Source organism: Stenotrophomonas sp. GW821-FHT02D01, from assembly GCF_059421765.1.
Window position 1 is genome coordinate 1 of sequence record NZ_JBWKVP010000016.1, and the last position, 15,256, is coordinate 15,256.

Sequence of the window (15,256 nt, forward strand, 5' to 3'; positions counted from 1 at the left end):
ATCAAACGTCTGCAAGATGGACAATCATCCTTCCTGCAGGCGCCTTCACAAGATACCTGCGCATACTTTCAAAGATCCGGGGAAGTGGCCTCAGCGCCATTCCCGTGTGCTGCGAAGTTTCCTTCGTAGCGAGCCGCCCATTATAGCCGGCTTTTCCGCTTCGTCAACACCTTTTTTCAAGGCCGTCTCACCGAAGTGGACGTTGTTGCCGATGCTGCTTCGGCGTTGGACCCGAAGGCCTTTCGTCGTTGCGAGCCGCCTATTATGCCGGACTTTTCGAGTCCGTCAACACCTTCGTTCGATGATCTCGTCCGGCGGTGGTGGCGTTGCTGTTCGCGTTGCCGGCTTCCGAAGAAGTCGCCGCGCTGCAGCAAGGGAGCGAATTCTAGAGATCCTGCAGAATTCGTCAACACATTTTTTTCAGGAACATGACAACGCATCGGCTGCTGCATGCACAACGGGCGTGCAACGATCACGGCGGCGTTGCCCGCGCGTTGCGCGGTCAACGCCGCAGGCGCTATCTATAGCCGGATGCATACAGGAAGGAAGACGATGGACACGACGGTACGACAGGGATGGTGGCGCGATCTTTCGATGCCGGCGATCGTCGCCGGCTTCATCACCGTGCTGGTCGGCTTCGCCAGCTCGGCGGTGATCGTGTTCCAGGCCGCGCAGGCCGTGGGTGCCGACCAGGCCCACATCGCCTCGTGGATGTGGGCGCTGGGGCTGGGCATGGGCGTGACCTGCATCAGCCTGTCACTGCGCTACCGGGTGCCGGTGGTCACCGCATGGTCGACGCCTGGGGCGGCGATGCTGGTCGTCGGTGCGGGTGGCGCCTCTCTGTCCGAGGCCACCGGTGCGTTCCTGCTTGCGGCAGTGCTGGGCATGCTCGCCGGCTTCTCGGGAGTGTTCGCCCGGCTGATGAAACGCGTGCCCATGGCCCTGGCCGCCGGCATGCTGGCCGGTGTACTGCTGCGCTTCGGGCTGGACGTGTTCGTGGCGATGAACACCCAGCGCGTGCTGGCATTGGCCATGTTCGCTACCTGGCTGCTGGGCCGCCGCCTGTTCCCCCGCTATGCGGTGATCGCCACCCTGCTGGTCGGCATCGCCATCGCTGCCAGCCAGGGTCTGCTGCATGCACAGCAGGTGCACCTGCAACTGGCGGTACCGCAATGGGTCACTCCCTCGCTGTCGTGGACGGCGATGGTCGGCATCGCCCTGCCCCTGTTCGTGGTCACCATGGCGTCGCAGAACATTCCCGGTGTGGCGGTGATGCGCGCCTCCGGCTACGACGCGCCGGTGTCACCGGTGATCGGCTGGATCGGCGTGGTCAACACGCTGCTGGCGCCCTTCGGTGCCTACGCATTGAACCTGGCCGCCATCACCGCGGCGATCTGCATGGGCCGTGATGCCCACGAAGACCCGGCACGGCGCTACACGGCGGCGATGGCGGCCGGCGCCTTCTATATCGTCATCGGCCTGTTCGGGGCCACCGTAGCGGCCCTGTTCGCTGCCTTTCCCAAGGAACTGGTGGCCTGTGTGGCCGGCATCGCCCTGTTCGGCACCATCGGCAACAGCCTGGCCAGCGCATTGGCAGTGGAGCGCGACCGCGAGGCCGCGCTGGTCACTTTCCTGGTGACCGCCTCGGGCATGACGCTGGCCGGTGTCGGTTCTGCGTTCTGGGGCCTGGTCGCCGGAACGCTCTGCCTGTGGGTGCTGCGGCCGCGTTCGCCGGCTCAGTGATAGGTCTGCAGGAGGCCCTGGGTGATGTAACGCAGCGCGTAGATCAGGCCCAGGCAGACCACCACGGCCGAGGCACGGGTGCCACCACGGCGAAGCAGCTCGGCGCGGATGCGGTTCGGCTGGCCGGCGTGGGTCGCCTGCACCCTTGCCAGCAGACGGCTGCAATGGCGCAGGTACAGGGCGTTGGCGAAGATGGCCAGGGCGATACGCGGGAGCAGCATGCCAAAGGCGATCTGCGGTATGCCCGCGTCGGCCAGCAGCATCAGGATCGGCAGCAGCGTGGTGACCAGGTAGAAGCCGATGGCGGCCAAGTACATCCGGCGATGCACCATCCACAGGGTGCCGAACAGGAAGGCGGGCCAGTTCCAACGGCGCGGAGGCTTCGGCAGCGCACTGTCCACATGCCAGAAACGACGGTAGGCGGCGGCATTGGGCCCGACCACCAGCGTCAGGTAGTCGGCATCTTCCAGTGCAGTGTCTACATCGGCGTCAGCGCCGGGCGCCAGATAGGGGTTCTCGCTACCGGGCGAAGTCTGCGGATCGAGGGCGCTCATGCTGGCCTTCCATGCCAAAGGGAGAGCCTGCTATAGCGGCGCGCTGGACAGGATCTGAAGCAGAACATGACGCCCGCCCGGTGCCACGGTGACCACATCGGGACCGGCGTTGGCCGCTTCCAGGCAGACATAGTCGCGCCATCCGTCACCGACATCGGCCATCTTGGCGGCACCTTCGGCGCCAGGGTTCCATGCCACCAGCGAGCGGCTGCCTTCAGTGCGGAGGTCGATGCGGCGCTTGAGCACCGGGTCGCGCAGCACATAGTGCCCACCGGCCTGGGTGTAGATGCGGTCGCTGCGGCCCGGGTCACGCGGATCACGCAGCGACCAGGGGCCCTGCTGGCGGCGCGGCTGGGCGTAGTTCTCGAACTTGTCGAGGTAGTCCAGGCCGTCGACGCCGTCGACATCGACCTTGCTGGCGTCACCGACACGGAAGTAGTTGTGCAGCGCCTGGGTGATGGTGGCCGGAGCCTTGCCGGTGTTCTCGGTGACCAGCTGCTGGCGCAGTTCACGGCCGACACGGACGGTCATGGTCAGGCGCAGGCCGAGGTTGTCCAACGCCGGCGGGGCCAGGGTCAGCTCGATGCTGCCATCGTCGAGCCGGCGCGCCTGCTGCAGTTCCCAGGGCAAGGTGCGCACGAAACCGTGGGCGGGCACGTCGTCGCCCTGCCCCTGGCGGCCGAAGTAGGGCCAGCACACCGGGCTGCCGCCACGGATCGGCGTGGGCAGCGCGGCACGCTTGGGCGAGAGCCACATCACATCGGGCTGGCCCTTGGGCACGAACGAGAGGAGTTGGCCGCCGAACACGCTGATCGCGGCGGTGGCCTGGGGAGTTTCCACCAGCCAGGCGTCGAGTCCCTGGAACTGGCCACTGCTGACACCCTGGATCTGTTGCACGCTGGATCGACTCCGGATGGCCGGCGACTGCACGGCACTGTAGTTGTTGGGAAGGCTGAAGCGGGTCGGCGCGGCTGGCGCCTGTGCCTGCGGTTGTGCCTGCAGCGCGCGCAGGATGCGCTGGCCGGCGCGACCGTCGGCGTCGGCCCATCCGAGCCGACGCTGCTCGACCTGGATGGCACGACGACTGGCGGTACCGATCATGCCATCGGCGGCGCCGATGTCATGGCCGCGCGCGAGCAGCAGGGTCTGCAGTTGGCGGCGCTCGTCGCGGCCAAGGCCAGGATCATCGGTTGGCCAGGCGGTGACCAGGCCGTTGCTGCCACGCAGGCGGTCGGCCAGGGTGGCTATGGCCAGCGCATAGCTCTCGGCCGCGTTGTAACTGTAGATCGCGTCGTAATTGCGGAACACCAGCAGCGCCGGGCCTTTTGTCCCGGACGGCAGCAGCAGCGCGGCGCGGGCATCGGCGGGCAGGCCGGACGGTGCCAGCGCGCTGCCGTCCAGGCCGGTCACGCCCAGTGCGCGCCAGTCGGCCAGTGACCGGCGCTGGGTGCGTCCCGCCTGGCTGGCGTTGAAACCGGCGGGGACACGGACTTCCATGCCCCACGGTTCGCCGGTTCGCCAGCCGGCACGCTTCAGATAGTTCGCGGTGGAAGCCAATGCATCGGGAATGCTGCCGACCAGATCGCGGCGGCCATCGCCATCACCATCGACGGCAATGCGTGCGTAGGTGCTGGGCATGAACTGGGTGTGGCCGAAGGCACCGGCCCAGGAACCGGTCAGGCCCTGCGCCTGCAGGTCGCCCTGGTCGATGAGCTTGACCAACGCCAGCAGTTCGCCGCGGAAGAAGGGCTGCCGGCGGCCGGCACAGGACAGTGTGGCCAGCGACTGCAGCAGCGGGCGTTTGCCGAACACGCGGCCGTAGTCGCTCTCTACACCCCATACGGCGACGATGGTGACTGGATCGACGCCGTACTGCGCCGATACCCGCTGAAGCAGGTCACGGTGCTGCTGCAGCATGGCGCGACCGTCGTCCACGCGCTGGCGATCGACCAGTGCGGCCAGGTAGTCCCAGATCGGCGTGGTGAACTCCGGCTGCGCATCGAGCAGCGGCAGCACGGTAGGATCGGGCTGCAGTCCGGCGGTGATCGCATTGAAGCGGTCAGCGGCAATGCCCTGGCTGGCAGCCGTCGCCTGCAGGCCCGCCATGCAGCGGGCAAACGCGGGATCAGCGGTTGCCGCTGCTGCCGGCGGCGCGGCCGCTGGCATGGCAAGCGCGGCGGCCAGGCCGAGCGTGGTCAGAATGGGCATGGCGTCCTCCGTGTTGCCGGTGCTGCAGCCATGGTAACGCGGAGGGGCGACAAGGTTGGTCGAGATTGCTGGCCAGCGGCCGGTACTACCTGTGCCTAGGGTGAGGGGCGCAGGAGGCGCAGGCCATAGGCGGGATCGTCCGCGTTCCAGGATGCCGCCACCTCCAGCCCTGCCTGCTGCAGCAGGTGGCCGAAGCTGGCATCGGTGTACTTGTGGCTGTACTCAACGCGGATCGGTTCGCCAGCGCTGAAGTGGAAGGTACGGCCGTCGAGATGCACGTCCTGCTCGCGTTGGCTCACCAGATCGGTTTCGATGCGCAGGCGTGCGGTGCTGTAACGGGCCCGGTGACGGAAGCCGTCGAGATCGAAATCGCTGCCGACCTCGCGGTTGAGACGCGCCAGCAGGTTCAGGGTGAAGGCGGCGGTAACACCGTCGGCGTCGTTGTAGGCGGCCTCGATCAGTGCAGGGTCCTTGTGCAGATCGATGCCGACCAGGGCCAGGCCGTGCTTGCCCATGGTCTGGCGCATTGCGCGCAGCAGCGCGATCGCATCCTCATCGGCGAAGTTGCCCAGCGTGGAGCCCGGGAAGAACAGCAGCCGGCGCGCGGCAGGCCGCTCTGGCGCGGGGACCTGCACAGGGCGGGTGAAGTCCGCACACACCGGCAGCATTTCCACGTCCGGCAGCGCCGGGGCCAGGTGGTCGATGCTGGACAGCAACGCCGCGCGCGAGATCTCGATGGGTGTGTAGGCCACCGGGTCCTGCAGGGCAGCCAGCAGGCGCGCGGTCTTGCGGCCGCTGCCGCTGCCCAGTTCGACCACATGCACGCGCGGCCCCACCGCCTGCGCGATCTCCGGCAACACCCGGTCCAGCAGGGCCAGCTCGGTGCGTGTGGGGTAGTACTCGCGGGTGTGGGTGATCTGCTCGAACAAGCGCGAGCCGCGTGCGTCGTAGAAGTACTTGGAAGGCAGCTGCCGTGAGGCGTGCGACAACCCCGCCACGGCGTCGGCAAGGATCTGCTGGCGGCCGGGGGTAAGGTCGGTCAGCGCCTGCAGCGCATCCTGGACGGTACTCATGAAAGATCCCTTGCCAGGCGCACGCCTGAGAACTGCCAACGCGCTGGTGGCATGAAGAAGTTGCGGTAGCTGGCCCGTACATGGCCGCGCGGCGTGGCGCAGCTGCCACCGCGCAGGACCCACTGGCCACACATGAATTTGCCGTTGTATTCGCCGAGGTTGCCGGCGAAGGGACGGAAGCCGGGATAGGCGCCATAGGCGCTGCTGGTCCATTCCCACACGTCGCCGAACAACTGGCGCAGTCCATCGCCCTGCCCTGCCATCGGGTGCAGATGGTCGTCATCGGCGAAGTGGCCTTCGACCGGCTGCGTGGCGGCAGCCGCTTCCCATTCGAATTCGGTGGGCAGGCGGGCACCGGCCCAGCGTGCGCAGGCATCGGCTTCGTAGTAACTGAGGTGACAGACCGGCGCATGCGGATCGAGCTCGCGCCAGCCGCCGAGGGTGAACTCGCGCAGCAGGTCGTCATCCCAGTACAGCGGATGCTGCCACTGCTCGGCCTCGCGCAGCGCCCAGCCTTCGCTCAGCCACCAGCGCGGATCGCGGTAGCCGCCGGCGTCGATGAAGGCGCGGTACTCGGCGTTGCTGAGCGGGCGTTCGGCGATGGCATGCGCAGGAAGCAGCACGCGATGCACGGGCGATTCATTGTCATAGGCGAAGGCCGTGTGCTGCGGCCAGGCGGACGCACCGATGCTGACGATGCGTTCGCCCTGTTCGACCCAACCCTGCGTGCCGAGGGCGCTGACGGCGATGGGCAGGTCTTCGCGGTACGGCGGCTGCAGCGGATTGCACCAGAAGGCATGCTTGATGTCGGTGAGCAGCAGCTCCTGGTGCTGTTGTTCGTGCTGCAACCCGAGCTGCAGGTGCTGCAGGGCGTCGCTGCCGAGATCGCCATCGCGCAGTCCTGCCAGCACCTGCTCATCCACATGCTGGCGGTAGGCGTGGACCTGCTGCAGCGAGGGCCGCGACAGCAACCAGCGCTGAGGCCGTGCGTGGGCGGGGCCGAGACTCTTGTAGTAACTGTTGAACAGATAGTCCCAGGCCGGATCCCAGGGTGTGTAGCCGGGCTGGCTGGCCAGCACGAAGCGTTCGAAGAACCAGGTGGTGTGGGCCAGGTGCCACTTGGCCGGGCTGGCATCAGCCATGCTCTGCAGCAGGGCGTCTTCCGGGCTGAGGGGTGCGGCCAGCTGCACGCTGCGCCCCCGCACATGGGTGAAGTGGCGGGCGAGGTCACGCTGCGGGGCAGCGACGGCGGCGGGTACGCTGTCCATGCGACCAGCTTCGACCGCGGCCGGTGAGCGCAATGTCATGGCCCGGTGCCGTGGTGTTCACATCAGGCTGCGCGCATTCAAGAAGGGCACCGTTGCGCCGCTAACGGCAGTGCTGCGGCCGCGTCGTGACCGCGCTGGAATTCCGTGTGTCCCATCATCCGCTTCGACAGCCTGTGCACTATCTGTTCGTGCTGCCCGCCGTGCTGGTCGCGCTGGTGCTGTGGGCGAGCCTGGAAAGCGATGATGTCGGCCGCGCCGGGCAGCGCATCCTGCCGTGGTTGCTGGCCTGCCTGGGTGCAGGGCTGGCGCTGCTGTACAACCAGGTGCGCACGCTGTGCCTGTTGCTGCTGGTGGCGCTGGCCTTCGCGGTGCTGCACCAGGACCTTGGGCACTACCTGCGCGAGGGCCGGGTGACGGCGTTGACGCCACTGCGCTTCCACGCGATCTCGACCTGGCTGCCGTTGCTGTTCGCCGTCCATGCGTTGTGGCCCGAACGTGGCCGGCGCCGCCAGGACCTGCTGCTGAGGGCCACGATCAGTGGTGTTGCGGTGGCGATTTTCATCCTGCTTGCCGCACAGCAGCCACAGGGCATGCACGACCTGCTGTCGAACCGGCACTTCCCCTGGATACCGAGCGACTGGAACGCGCTGGCGCAGCTGCCTGCCGTGCTGTTCCTGCTGGCCACCGCTGCGCTGGCATGGCAGGCGTGGCGCCAGCCACGGCCGCTGCATACGGCGATGCTGCTGGCCCTGCTGTGCCTGTGGTGGATGCTGCCGCGGATCTTCCTGCAGCCGGCACTGCTGCCGGCGCTGAGCGTAGCGGCACTGCTGCTGATGCTGGGCGCGACCCTGCAGGAGTCCTTCCACATGGCCTTCGGCGACGAGCTGACCGGCCTGCCCGGTCGCCGTGCGTTCAACGAGACCCTCAAGCGCGCCACCGGCACTTACAGCATCGCGATGATCGACGTGGATCATTTCAAGAAATTCAATGACACCCACGGCCACGACACCGGCGATGACGTGCTGAAACTGGTGGCCTCACGGCTGTCGCGGGTGGGCGACGGCGGCCGTGCGTTCCGTTATGGCGGCGAGGAATTCGCCGTGGTTTTCCTCGACCGCCCGGCATCGGCCTGCGTGGACGCGGTGGAGGCGCTGCGACAGGGCATCGAGCAGAGCCGCATGCAACTGCGCGACCGCAGCACGCGCACCCGCGACGATACGCTCGGCCAGCAGCAGCGCGGGCGCGGCGGTGGCGGTGCGGTGGTGCAGGTAACCGTCAGCATCGGCCTGGCCGACAGCCGGGTCGATCGGCGCCCTGCCGGGGTGGTCAAAGCGGCCGACCAGGCGCTGTATGCGGCCAAGGAGGAAGGCCGCAACCGCGTGTGCGCGCATGGCGGCCAGCGCGTGCTGGCCGTGCGCGGCAGCCAGGCTCAGACGGCGTCGAGGTAGTACCAGCGACCCTCGACCCGCAGGAAGCGGCTGTGCTCGGTCATTTTCACCGCGCTGCCGCCACCGACGCGGTAACGGGCGGTGAAGCGGACCTCGGCGCTGTCGCTGCCGGTCACCTGGTGGTCCTGCACGGTCAGGCCCAGCCATTTGGTGCGCTGGCCGGGGGCATCATCGAGCGACAGTTCTGCCGGACGGGTGTCCGGGTGCCAGGTGGCACGCAGGTAGTCCGGCAGGTGGCGCACATAGGCGCTGTAACGCGAGCGCATCAGGCGCTCGGCATCCGGCGCGGCGTCGCCGGCATGGAAGCGACCGCAGCAGGCAGCGTAGTCGGCGGCCAGGCCACAGGGACAGGGATCGGGGGCGGTTCGGCTCATGCGGGTATTGTCGCGTGGGCGGCGGCAATGTGACAGGCGTATGCTGTCGCGCCCCCACTTCGATCGATCGCCGTGCTGGAACTGATTCCTCCTGAGTTGTGGTGGCTGGTGGTGATCGCCTTCATTGCCGGCCTGGTCGATGCGGCCGTGGGCGGCGGCGGACTGGTGCAGCTGCCCGGCCTGTTCACGGTACTGCCGCAGCAGACCCCGGCGATGCTGTTTGGCACCAACAAGTTCAGCTCGATGTTCGGCACCGGCGCAGCGGCATGGCGCTATGCGCGCAACGTGCGCTTCCCGTGGAAGCCGGTGCTGTTCGCCGCCGGTACGGCCTTCGTGTTCTCCTTCCTTGGCGCTACGGCGGTCAGCCTGTTACCCAAGGACGCAGTGCGGCCACTGGTGCTGGTGCTGCTCGTGGCGATGCTGGCCTACACGCTATGGAAGAAGGACTTCGGCGCGTTGCACCGGCCGCAGGACATCGGCCGCCGCGAGCTGGTGATCGCGCTGGCGATCGGTGCGGCGATCGGCTTCTACGATGGCTTCTTCGGGCCCGGCACCGGCAGCTTCCTGATCTTCCTGTTCGTGCGCTTCTTCGGGCTGGACTTCCTGCGTGCGTCGGCTGCGTCGAAGGTGGTGAACCTGGCGACGAACGTGGCGGCGATCTCGTTCTTCGTACCGACCGGCAACATCCTCTGGCTGTTCGCGCTGCCGATGGCGGCGGCCAACATCATCGGTTCGGTGGTGGGCACGCGGTTGGCGCTGAAGGGCGGCACGCCGTTCATCCGCAAATTGTTCGTGGGCCTGGTGGTGGTGCTGATCGCGCGGATGGCGTGGGATACGTTCCGCGGTTCGTGAGCGATGTTGCCGGCCAGCGGCCGGCACTACCACTATCGGGGTTCATGACCCGGTAGGTGCCAACCTTGGTTGGCACGGCGTTTCCAGAGCGGTCAGGCTTCGGCTTCTTCCGGTTCGTCGGCCTGCTGGCGGCTGCGCTCCGGCAGCTTCAGGCGCTTGCCTTCTTCGTCGTACTCGATGAGCAGCACGCCCGAATCGTGGCGGCCACTGATCTCGACGAAGCAGGCGCCACCGATGAACGGTTCCAGCGTCATCACCGATTTCAGCGGGGTGGCCACCACCATCTGGAAACCGAAGTTGTCGAAGATGTTCATCGCCAGCGCGGTGAACTCGTTGTCGGCTTTGTCGAAGGCTTCGTCGAGCACGACTGCGGCATAGCTGGGCAGCTGGCTGTCGGCGCCGCCAAGCTGGTAGCGCAGCGCCGCCGCCAGGCAGGTGGTGGCCAGCTTCTGCCGCTGGCCACCGGATTTGCCGGCGCCGCTGCGGTAGATCTCGACCTGCTGGCGCGTTTCCGCATCCAGCTCCACGCCGATGAACTCCACGTGCAGGCGTACGTCCAGCACCACTTCGCGCCAGCGCTTGTCTTCGCCTTCCTGCGAGCCGAGGCGGTTGACCAGCTGGCGCAGGACGGTGAACTGCGTTTCGGCCAGGTCGCGCTGCTCGGTCTGCTGCTGCGACAACACCTCGCGCAGCTGCTGGTGGAACTCCTGCACTTCCGGCAGGCGCCGGTCGTTCAGTTCGATGGTCAGCAGGGTGCCACGGTTGAAGGGCACCTGCTCCAGGCTGGCGTTGACTTCGTCCAGGCGCTGGCCGATCGACTTGCGGGCCTCGGCGCTGTGACGCTGCAGCGCGAGCAGGTTGTTCTTGCTCTGGTTCTGCAGCAGGTCGAAGAAGCGTTCTTCATGCTGCGGCAGGCCATCGCGTTCAAGGCGTTCGAGGCGAGCGAGGAAATCCTCGGCCGAGGCCACCGACACGGTGAAGTCGCCCGATTCTTCCGGCCACTGCTGGATGAAGCGGCGGAAGCAGCCCAGCAGCAGGTTCTCGATGCGGTTGACGTCCTGCTGCGACGACGAGAGCTGTTCGTTCAGCGCGTTGCTGACCTGGCGCATGTGCGCTTCCAGCGTTTCCAGGCTGAGCGGGCCCTGCTCCTGCAGGCGCTCGGCCAGGCCGGCCTCCTGGTCTTCGGCAAGCGCTGGCAGGACCAGTGCGCGGCTCTGCTGGCGGGCACGGTCCAGGCGGTCGCGTTCGCGCACCAGCTGGCCGCGCTCGACGCGGGTGTCTTCGTAAGTGCGGCGGGCCTGCTCGATATCGGCGCGGGTGGCGTCGATCTGCTGGGCGATCCTGGCCAGGTCGGCATTGCCTTCGCGCAGAGCGTGCAGGCTGGCCTCGATGTCGGCCAGGCGCTGCTGCGGCGCGGCGACGTCGATTTCGTTCCAGCTGATGCCCACCAGCTGGTGGCAGGCCAGGCGACGTTCGTTGTCGCGGTCACGCTGGCTGCGCAGGCGCGCGATGTCGGTATCGCAGCTGGCGATACGGGCGGCCAGCTCCTGGGCTTCCTTCTCGAAGACGGCGAGCTTGTCGCGGTTGCTGAAGCCCAGCAGCCAGCGGCGGCGATCGTTCACCGCACTGCGGTCGTCCTTCTCGAAGCGGTCGCCCGGATGCTTGACCTGGCCTTCGCGGGTGATGCCGCGGTCGACGTTGCGCAGCTGCTTGGCGTCCACGCATTCGTAGTCGAAGCGCTTGCCCAACTCGCGGCGCAGCCAGCTTTCGAACACGTGATCGCGCAGTTCCAGCTTGTGCAGCAGCGACTTGGCGGACGGTTCGCGGGCGAACGCATCATCGTTGCGACGCACGCGGTAGTAGGTGAAGCGCATCCCCAGGTGGGTACGGTTCACCCATTCGGCGACGTCGTTGTAATGCTTGTCGTCGACCAGCAGCGACTGCGCGAAACCACCGAGCACGCGCTCGATCGCGCCCTGCCAGCTCTGCTCCTCCGAGCGGACCTGGATCAGTTCGCCGACGAACGGCAGGGCCGCTTCGGAGATGCCGGTTTCTTCGGCCAGGCGTGCGCGCAGCTTCTGCATCGGCGCCGGAATGCTGGAGGGCGTGCGCTGCATCGCCTCCAGTTCGCCGCGCACTTCGGAGAAGCGCCGCTCGTCGTCGCGCTTGCCGCCCAACCGTTCGCTGATGGCGTCGTCCAGGGCGCTCGACGCACGCTGACGGTCTTCCAGTTCGGACTGCGCCTGCTCAAGCAACTCGGCGAAGCCATGTGCATCCTCGGGCAACGCGGCCTGCAGCTTCTGTGCGGCGTCACGCGCCTGCGCCTGCTTGGCCAGGCGGCGATCACGTTCGGCTTCGGCGCGGCCCTGCTCGCGTTCCAGTTCCTCGATGCGCTCACCGCCCTGCTGGCGGCGCTGCAGTTCCAGCTCGGCCAGGCGCTCGGTGTGATTGTCCAGCGCCGCGCGACGCTGCGCTTCTTCGCCCAGCAGGCCACGGTCGCGCGTATCCATTTCACGCAGGCGCGCTTCGATCAACAACTGACGGCGGCTTTCGCGGAAGCTGTCGATACCGAGCTTGAGCGCTTCGTCGTCGCCGCGACGACGGCTCATCGCCTGCAGGTCGCCATAGTGCTCGCGCGCCGGCTGCAGGGTTTCGACCTGACGCCGCGCGGTGACCACGGCCTGGTGCGCGCCATCGAGTTCGGCGAAATCGCTGACCAGTCGTTCGGCAGCGTCGAAGGTCTTCGGCGTGTCGAGCATGAAGTCGCGCAGGAAGACGTTCAGGTCACCCAGGTTCTTCGCCGACTGCGTCTTGTGCAGCAGGCGCAGCGCCATCTCGTTGTCGATGCCGAGCAGGTGGCGGAAGCGTTCGGCATAGCCGGAGAACGTGTCGAAGTGATGGACGTCGGCCAGCTTCTGCTTGAGCTTGCGCAGGTCCAGATCGAAGCCGCCCAGATCCTTGGCGATGTCGAACGGGCGCTCGGCGATCATGTAGTGCTTGCGCACGTCACCGGCGGAGGTGCTGCTGCCGGCGATCCAGAGCAGGCGTACCAGGCTGACCACGCGGCCATCGCCGGCGCGGTACTCCAGCACCAGCGCGGTCCAGGTCGCGCCCTTGCGCAGGTACTGGGTGGCGATTTCACCGGTGCCACTGTCCTGCTGGTCGGCCCACGCGCCGCGCACGTAGGACACCAGGTTGCGGTCGCGGCCGCTGCGTTCGGCTTCACGCGCTGCGGCGTTGAAGTCGACGATGGCCGGTGGCGTCAGCAGGGCGGACATGGCATCGAGCAGGGTCGACTTGCCCGAGCCGGAGCGGCCGACGAACAGGAAGCCGCGCTCGGCGATCGGCACTTCGGTCAGGCCGTTGAAGGTGCCCCAGTTGTGCACCTGCAGGCGGCGCATGCGGAACTGCTGCAGGCGCGGGTCCGGCAGGCCTTCGTTGAACAGGGCGGGGGTGTGCTTGGAAATGGCCATGCGGTGCTCGGGTCTCTCAGGCTTCAGCGGCCGGGGTTTCGCGCAGCTGGCGGTAAACCGCCGACAGCTGGGATACGTCTTCGGCGGAGAACAGCAGCTTCAACGCCGGCGAGACTTCGTGGCGGTCTTCCTGGCCGCCGAGGCGGGTCAGGATGTGGTTGTCCTTCATTTTCTGCACCGCCGAGGCGACACGGCGGTTGAAGCCGGCGCGATCGGTGGACAGGTTCTTCTCGTAGATGGCCAGCGCCTCGGCCATTTCAGCATCGGCGACCACGGCGCGGTTGCCACGTGCATCGGCTTCGCCCAGCTGCTGGCGCAGGTACAGCAGCAGCACCGAATCGATGAAGGTCAACGGCGACGTGCGCAGCAGTACCGGTGCATCGACATCTTCGGTGTCGGCCTGGCGGGTGAACGCCACGCCACTGTCACGGTCGAGCACCAGTTCCAGGAACAGGTCCGACAGCGCCGAACGGATACCGGCTTCGCTGCGGATCAGTGCCGGCCACAGCTTGGCGTGACGCAGCTGGTCGATGCTGGGGCCGATCAGCAGCTGGCACAGCGCGCGGCGCGCATCCAGCGGCAGGCGGCCGGTATCGCCCATGTAGTAGACGTCGTTGCCGCGCCGGGGCTGGGCCACGGTCGCCACCGGCTCGGCCTGGTAAGCGTCTTCGGCCAGGTCGGCATGCGGTGCGTCGATGGGGTCTTCATGCCAGCTCATGGCGTCTCTCCTGGGTAAACCAAACCAGCGGGATGCGGGCACGACGGATCTGCCCGTCGCCACCTCGCCATTCGGCAAGCTCCTGTTCGCCGGCGATCACGCTGCCAAAGCGCGTGCCCAGCGAGAGGTAGCCGATGACACTGCCCAACCCCTGCGGCGCTTCGCGCTGCGACAGGGCCTGGGCGATGCTGAGTTTCGGCTGCCTGTCGAGCAGGTCGTGCAGGTCGCGGCGCAGGGTGCGGAAATCGATTTCCGACGACGCCACCAGATCGCCCACGCTTTCCAGGCTGATGCTGGCCGCATCGTTGTATTCGACGTTGCCATCGACCTGCGCACTGCGCGGGTCGTGCAGCTTCCACTGCGACCACGAACGCAGGCGGCTGGTGGTCAGCTGCAGGTCGCGGCCAATGGCGCGCTGCGCCGGGAAGTCATCGCGCAGTGCCAGTGCTTCGGACTGCGCCTGCTTCAACAGCTGGTTGAGGCGGCGCTGTTCCAGGTAGCCACGGCTCTGCACGAAACCACGCAGGCTGCGCGCGAAGTTCTGCAGCACGTCATGCACCTGGCCACCACGTTCGAGCATGGTGCTGGTGAAGCCGCGCAGGAAGTTGCGCTCGTTGCGATTCAGCCGCCGGGCGAAGCCACGGGCCAGCAGCGTCTCCAGCGCGGCATCGAGCTGGGCGCTCTGTTCGGCGTCGTTGAGCAGGCGCCAGAACGCCTGGAAACTACGGCCCGCGTCGCTCTCGCCGATCACGTCCACGCCTTCGAACAACTTGGACAGCACGTCGCCGCGCTCGCCTTCGTCATCGATGATGCGTTCGCGGAAATCACGGTTGAGCTGTTCGAAGTCGTCGCGCACGCGGCGGAAGTCTTCGGTCAACTCGTCGGCCAGGCCGATGATCTGCCGCGTGCGTTCCAGCGCGCGCTTGCCGTCCAGGGCCGTCACCCGGCCAGCGCTGACACGGGCGATCTCGGCATCGATGCGGTCGCGCTCGTCGCGCAATGCGGACAGGCGTGCGTCCGGGTCGGCCTCGGTCTGCGCGGCCAGCTGCGACAGCTGCTCGATCACCAGTGCCAGACGGCTCTCGGTGGCGGCCACGCGGGCCTGCTCCATGCTGTCGGCGAAGCGGATCGCCTGCAGCGCCTGGGTCGAGAGCTCGTACTGCTCCTGGTCGGCGCCTTCAGGCAGCCGGCGTTCCAGCCAGCCCTGCGCGAGCCAATGGGCGACGTAGGCCTGCGCGGTCCGCGGCAGCTCGCGCGACAACTCGTCGCCGTTGAGCTGGTCCAGCGCACGCTGCAGGCGCTCGTTGAGGACCGATGCCGGCAACGTGCGATCGCCGTCCATCAGCAGGCCCTGCAGCAGGCCGATGATTTCCGGTGCGTGGTCGGCGGCGAGCAGCTTCCATTGCGGCTGTTCGCGCAGGTGGCGATAACGGGTGATGCGTTCGCGGTGCTTCATGCAGCGAGATCGGTCGGAAGGGCGCGGCGGCCAGCGCGCGCGCGAAGGCGCGGCGCAGGCACGGCGAAAGCGGCGGCCACGCGCGGCCG

The 15,256-nt window shown here is 67.5% G+C and carries 11 protein-coding genes; 3 read left to right on the top strand and 8 right to left on the bottom strand.

Annotated features, from left to right (window positions below; all coding sequences use genetic code 11):
- Positions 1-552 precede the first annotated feature (552 nt).
- Positions 553-1,743, top strand: coding sequence for a benzoate/H(+) symporter BenE family transporter (locus AC07UW_RS19735; RefSeq protein ID WP_495212699.1), 1,191 nt, complete (start codon positions 553-555; stop codon positions 1,741-1,743).
- Here AC07UW_RS19735 and AC07UW_RS19740 read toward each other — a convergent pair.
- The 4 genes from AC07UW_RS19740 to egtB form a co-directional block, all read right to left on the bottom strand.
- Positions 1,737-2,297 carry a DUF2628 domain-containing protein gene (locus AC07UW_RS19740; protein WP_223497335.1) on the bottom strand — a complete coding sequence of 187 codons (561 nt, stop codon included), beginning with the start codon at positions 2,295-2,297 and terminating at the stop codon, positions 1,737-1,739. The two genes, AC07UW_RS19735 and AC07UW_RS19740, sit on opposite strands and share 7 nt — an antisense overlap.
- A 30-nt stretch (positions 2,298-2,327) precedes the next feature.
- A complete protein-coding gene (locus tag AC07UW_RS19745; protein WP_495212731.1) occupies positions 2,328-4,463 on the bottom strand; it encodes a lytic murein transglycosylase in 2,136 nt (711 codons plus the stop codon).
- Positions 4,464-4,600: 137 nt separating this feature from the next.
- Positions 4,601-5,578 carry an L-histidine N(alpha)-methyltransferase gene (egtD, locus tag AC07UW_RS19750; protein ID WP_080150175.1) on the bottom strand — a complete coding sequence of 326 codons (978 nt, stop codon included), beginning with the start codon at positions 5,576-5,578 and terminating at the stop codon, positions 4,601-4,603.
- Positions 5,575-6,846, bottom strand: coding sequence for an ergothioneine biosynthesis protein EgtB (egtB, locus tag AC07UW_RS19755; protein WP_495212732.1), 1,272 nt, complete (start codon positions 6,844-6,846; stop codon positions 5,575-5,577). Before egtB ends, egtD begins: the two co-directional genes overlap by 4 nt.
- 146 nt (positions 6,847-6,992) lie before the next feature.
- On the opposite strand from egtB, the gene AC07UW_RS19760 reads away from it, so the two are divergent.
- Entirely contained in the window at positions 6,993-8,294 is a 1,302-nt protein-coding gene (locus tag AC07UW_RS19760; RefSeq protein WP_495212700.1) for a GGDEF domain-containing protein, read from the top strand.
- On the opposite strand, the gene AC07UW_RS19765 is transcribed toward AC07UW_RS19760, so the two are convergent.
- Positions 8,276-8,668 carry a YchJ family metal-binding protein gene (locus tag AC07UW_RS19765; RefSeq protein WP_495212701.1) on the bottom strand — a complete coding sequence of 131 codons (393 nt, stop codon included), beginning with the start codon at positions 8,666-8,668 and terminating at the stop codon, positions 8,276-8,278. The two genes, AC07UW_RS19760 and AC07UW_RS19765, sit on opposite strands and share 19 nt — an antisense overlap.
- A 72-nt stretch (positions 8,669-8,740) precedes the next feature.
- Here AC07UW_RS19765 and AC07UW_RS19770 point away from each other — a divergent pair, with 72 nt between their 5' ends.
- Positions 8,741-9,520 carry a sulfite exporter TauE/SafE family protein gene (locus AC07UW_RS19770; protein WP_495212702.1) on the top strand — a complete coding sequence of 260 codons (780 nt, stop codon included), beginning with the start codon at positions 8,741-8,743 and terminating at the stop codon, positions 9,518-9,520.
- Positions 9,521-9,612: 92 nt separating this feature from the next.
- Here the strand turns inward: AC07UW_RS19770 and AC07UW_RS19775 are convergent, their stop codons facing one another.
- The 3 genes from AC07UW_RS19775 to AC07UW_RS19785 are packed head-to-tail and all read right to left on the bottom strand — an operon-like array spanning position 9,613 to position 15,167.
- Positions 9,613-12,993 (bottom strand): ATP-binding protein, encoded by a 3,381-nt coding sequence (locus AC07UW_RS19775; RefSeq protein ID WP_495212703.1) that lies wholly within the window; start codon positions 12,991-12,993, stop codon positions 9,613-9,615.
- Positions 12,994-13,009: 16 nt separating this feature from the next.
- Positions 13,010-13,711 (bottom strand): DUF4194 domain-containing protein, encoded by a 702-nt coding sequence (locus tag AC07UW_RS19780; protein WP_025875661.1) that lies wholly within the window; start codon positions 13,709-13,711, stop codon positions 13,010-13,012.
- The gene (locus AC07UW_RS19785) at positions 13,698-15,167 is read right to left on the bottom strand and encodes a DUF3375 domain-containing protein (RefSeq protein ID WP_495212704.1); all 1,470 of its coding nucleotides are present in this window, start codon (positions 15,165-15,167) and stop codon (positions 13,698-13,700) included. The genes AC07UW_RS19780 and AC07UW_RS19785 overlap by 14 nt, the downstream gene beginning before the upstream one ends.
- Between the last annotated feature and the right edge of the window lie 89 nt (positions 15,168-15,256).

Bases quoted from the DNA above. Each gene is read 5' to 3' on its own strand.
- AC07UW_RS19735 (WP_495212699.1), top strand. From the start codon at position 553: ATGGACACGACGGTACGACAGGGATGGTGGCGCGATCTTTCGATGCCG.
- AC07UW_RS19740 (WP_223497335.1), bottom strand. From the start codon at position 2,297: ATGAGCGCCCTCGATCCGCAGACTTCGCCCGGTAGCGAGAACCCCTAT.
- AC07UW_RS19745 (WP_495212731.1), bottom strand. From the start codon at position 4,463: ATGCCAGCGGCCGCGCCGCCGGCAGCAGCGGCAACCGCTGATCCCGCG.
- egtD (WP_080150175.1), bottom strand. From the start codon at position 5,578: ATGAGTACCGTCCAGGATGCGCTGCAGGCGCTGACCGACCTTACCCCC.
- egtB (WP_495212732.1), bottom strand. From the start codon at position 6,846: ATGGACAGCGTACCCGCCGCCGTCGCTGCCCCGCAGCGTGACCTCGCC.
- AC07UW_RS19765 (WP_495212701.1), bottom strand. From the start codon at position 8,668: ATGAGCCGAACCGCCCCCGATCCCTGTCCCTGTGGCCTGGCCGCCGAC.
- AC07UW_RS19775 (WP_495212703.1), bottom strand. From the start codon at position 12,993: ATGGCCATTTCCAAGCACACCCCCGCCCTGTTCAACGAAGGCCTGCCG.
- AC07UW_RS19780 (WP_025875661.1), bottom strand. From the start codon at position 13,711: ATGAGCTGGCATGAAGACCCCATCGACGCACCGCATGCCGACCTGGCC.
- AC07UW_RS19785 (WP_495212704.1), bottom strand. From the start codon at position 15,167: ATGAAGCACCGCGAACGCATCACCCGTTATCGCCACCTGCGCGAACAG.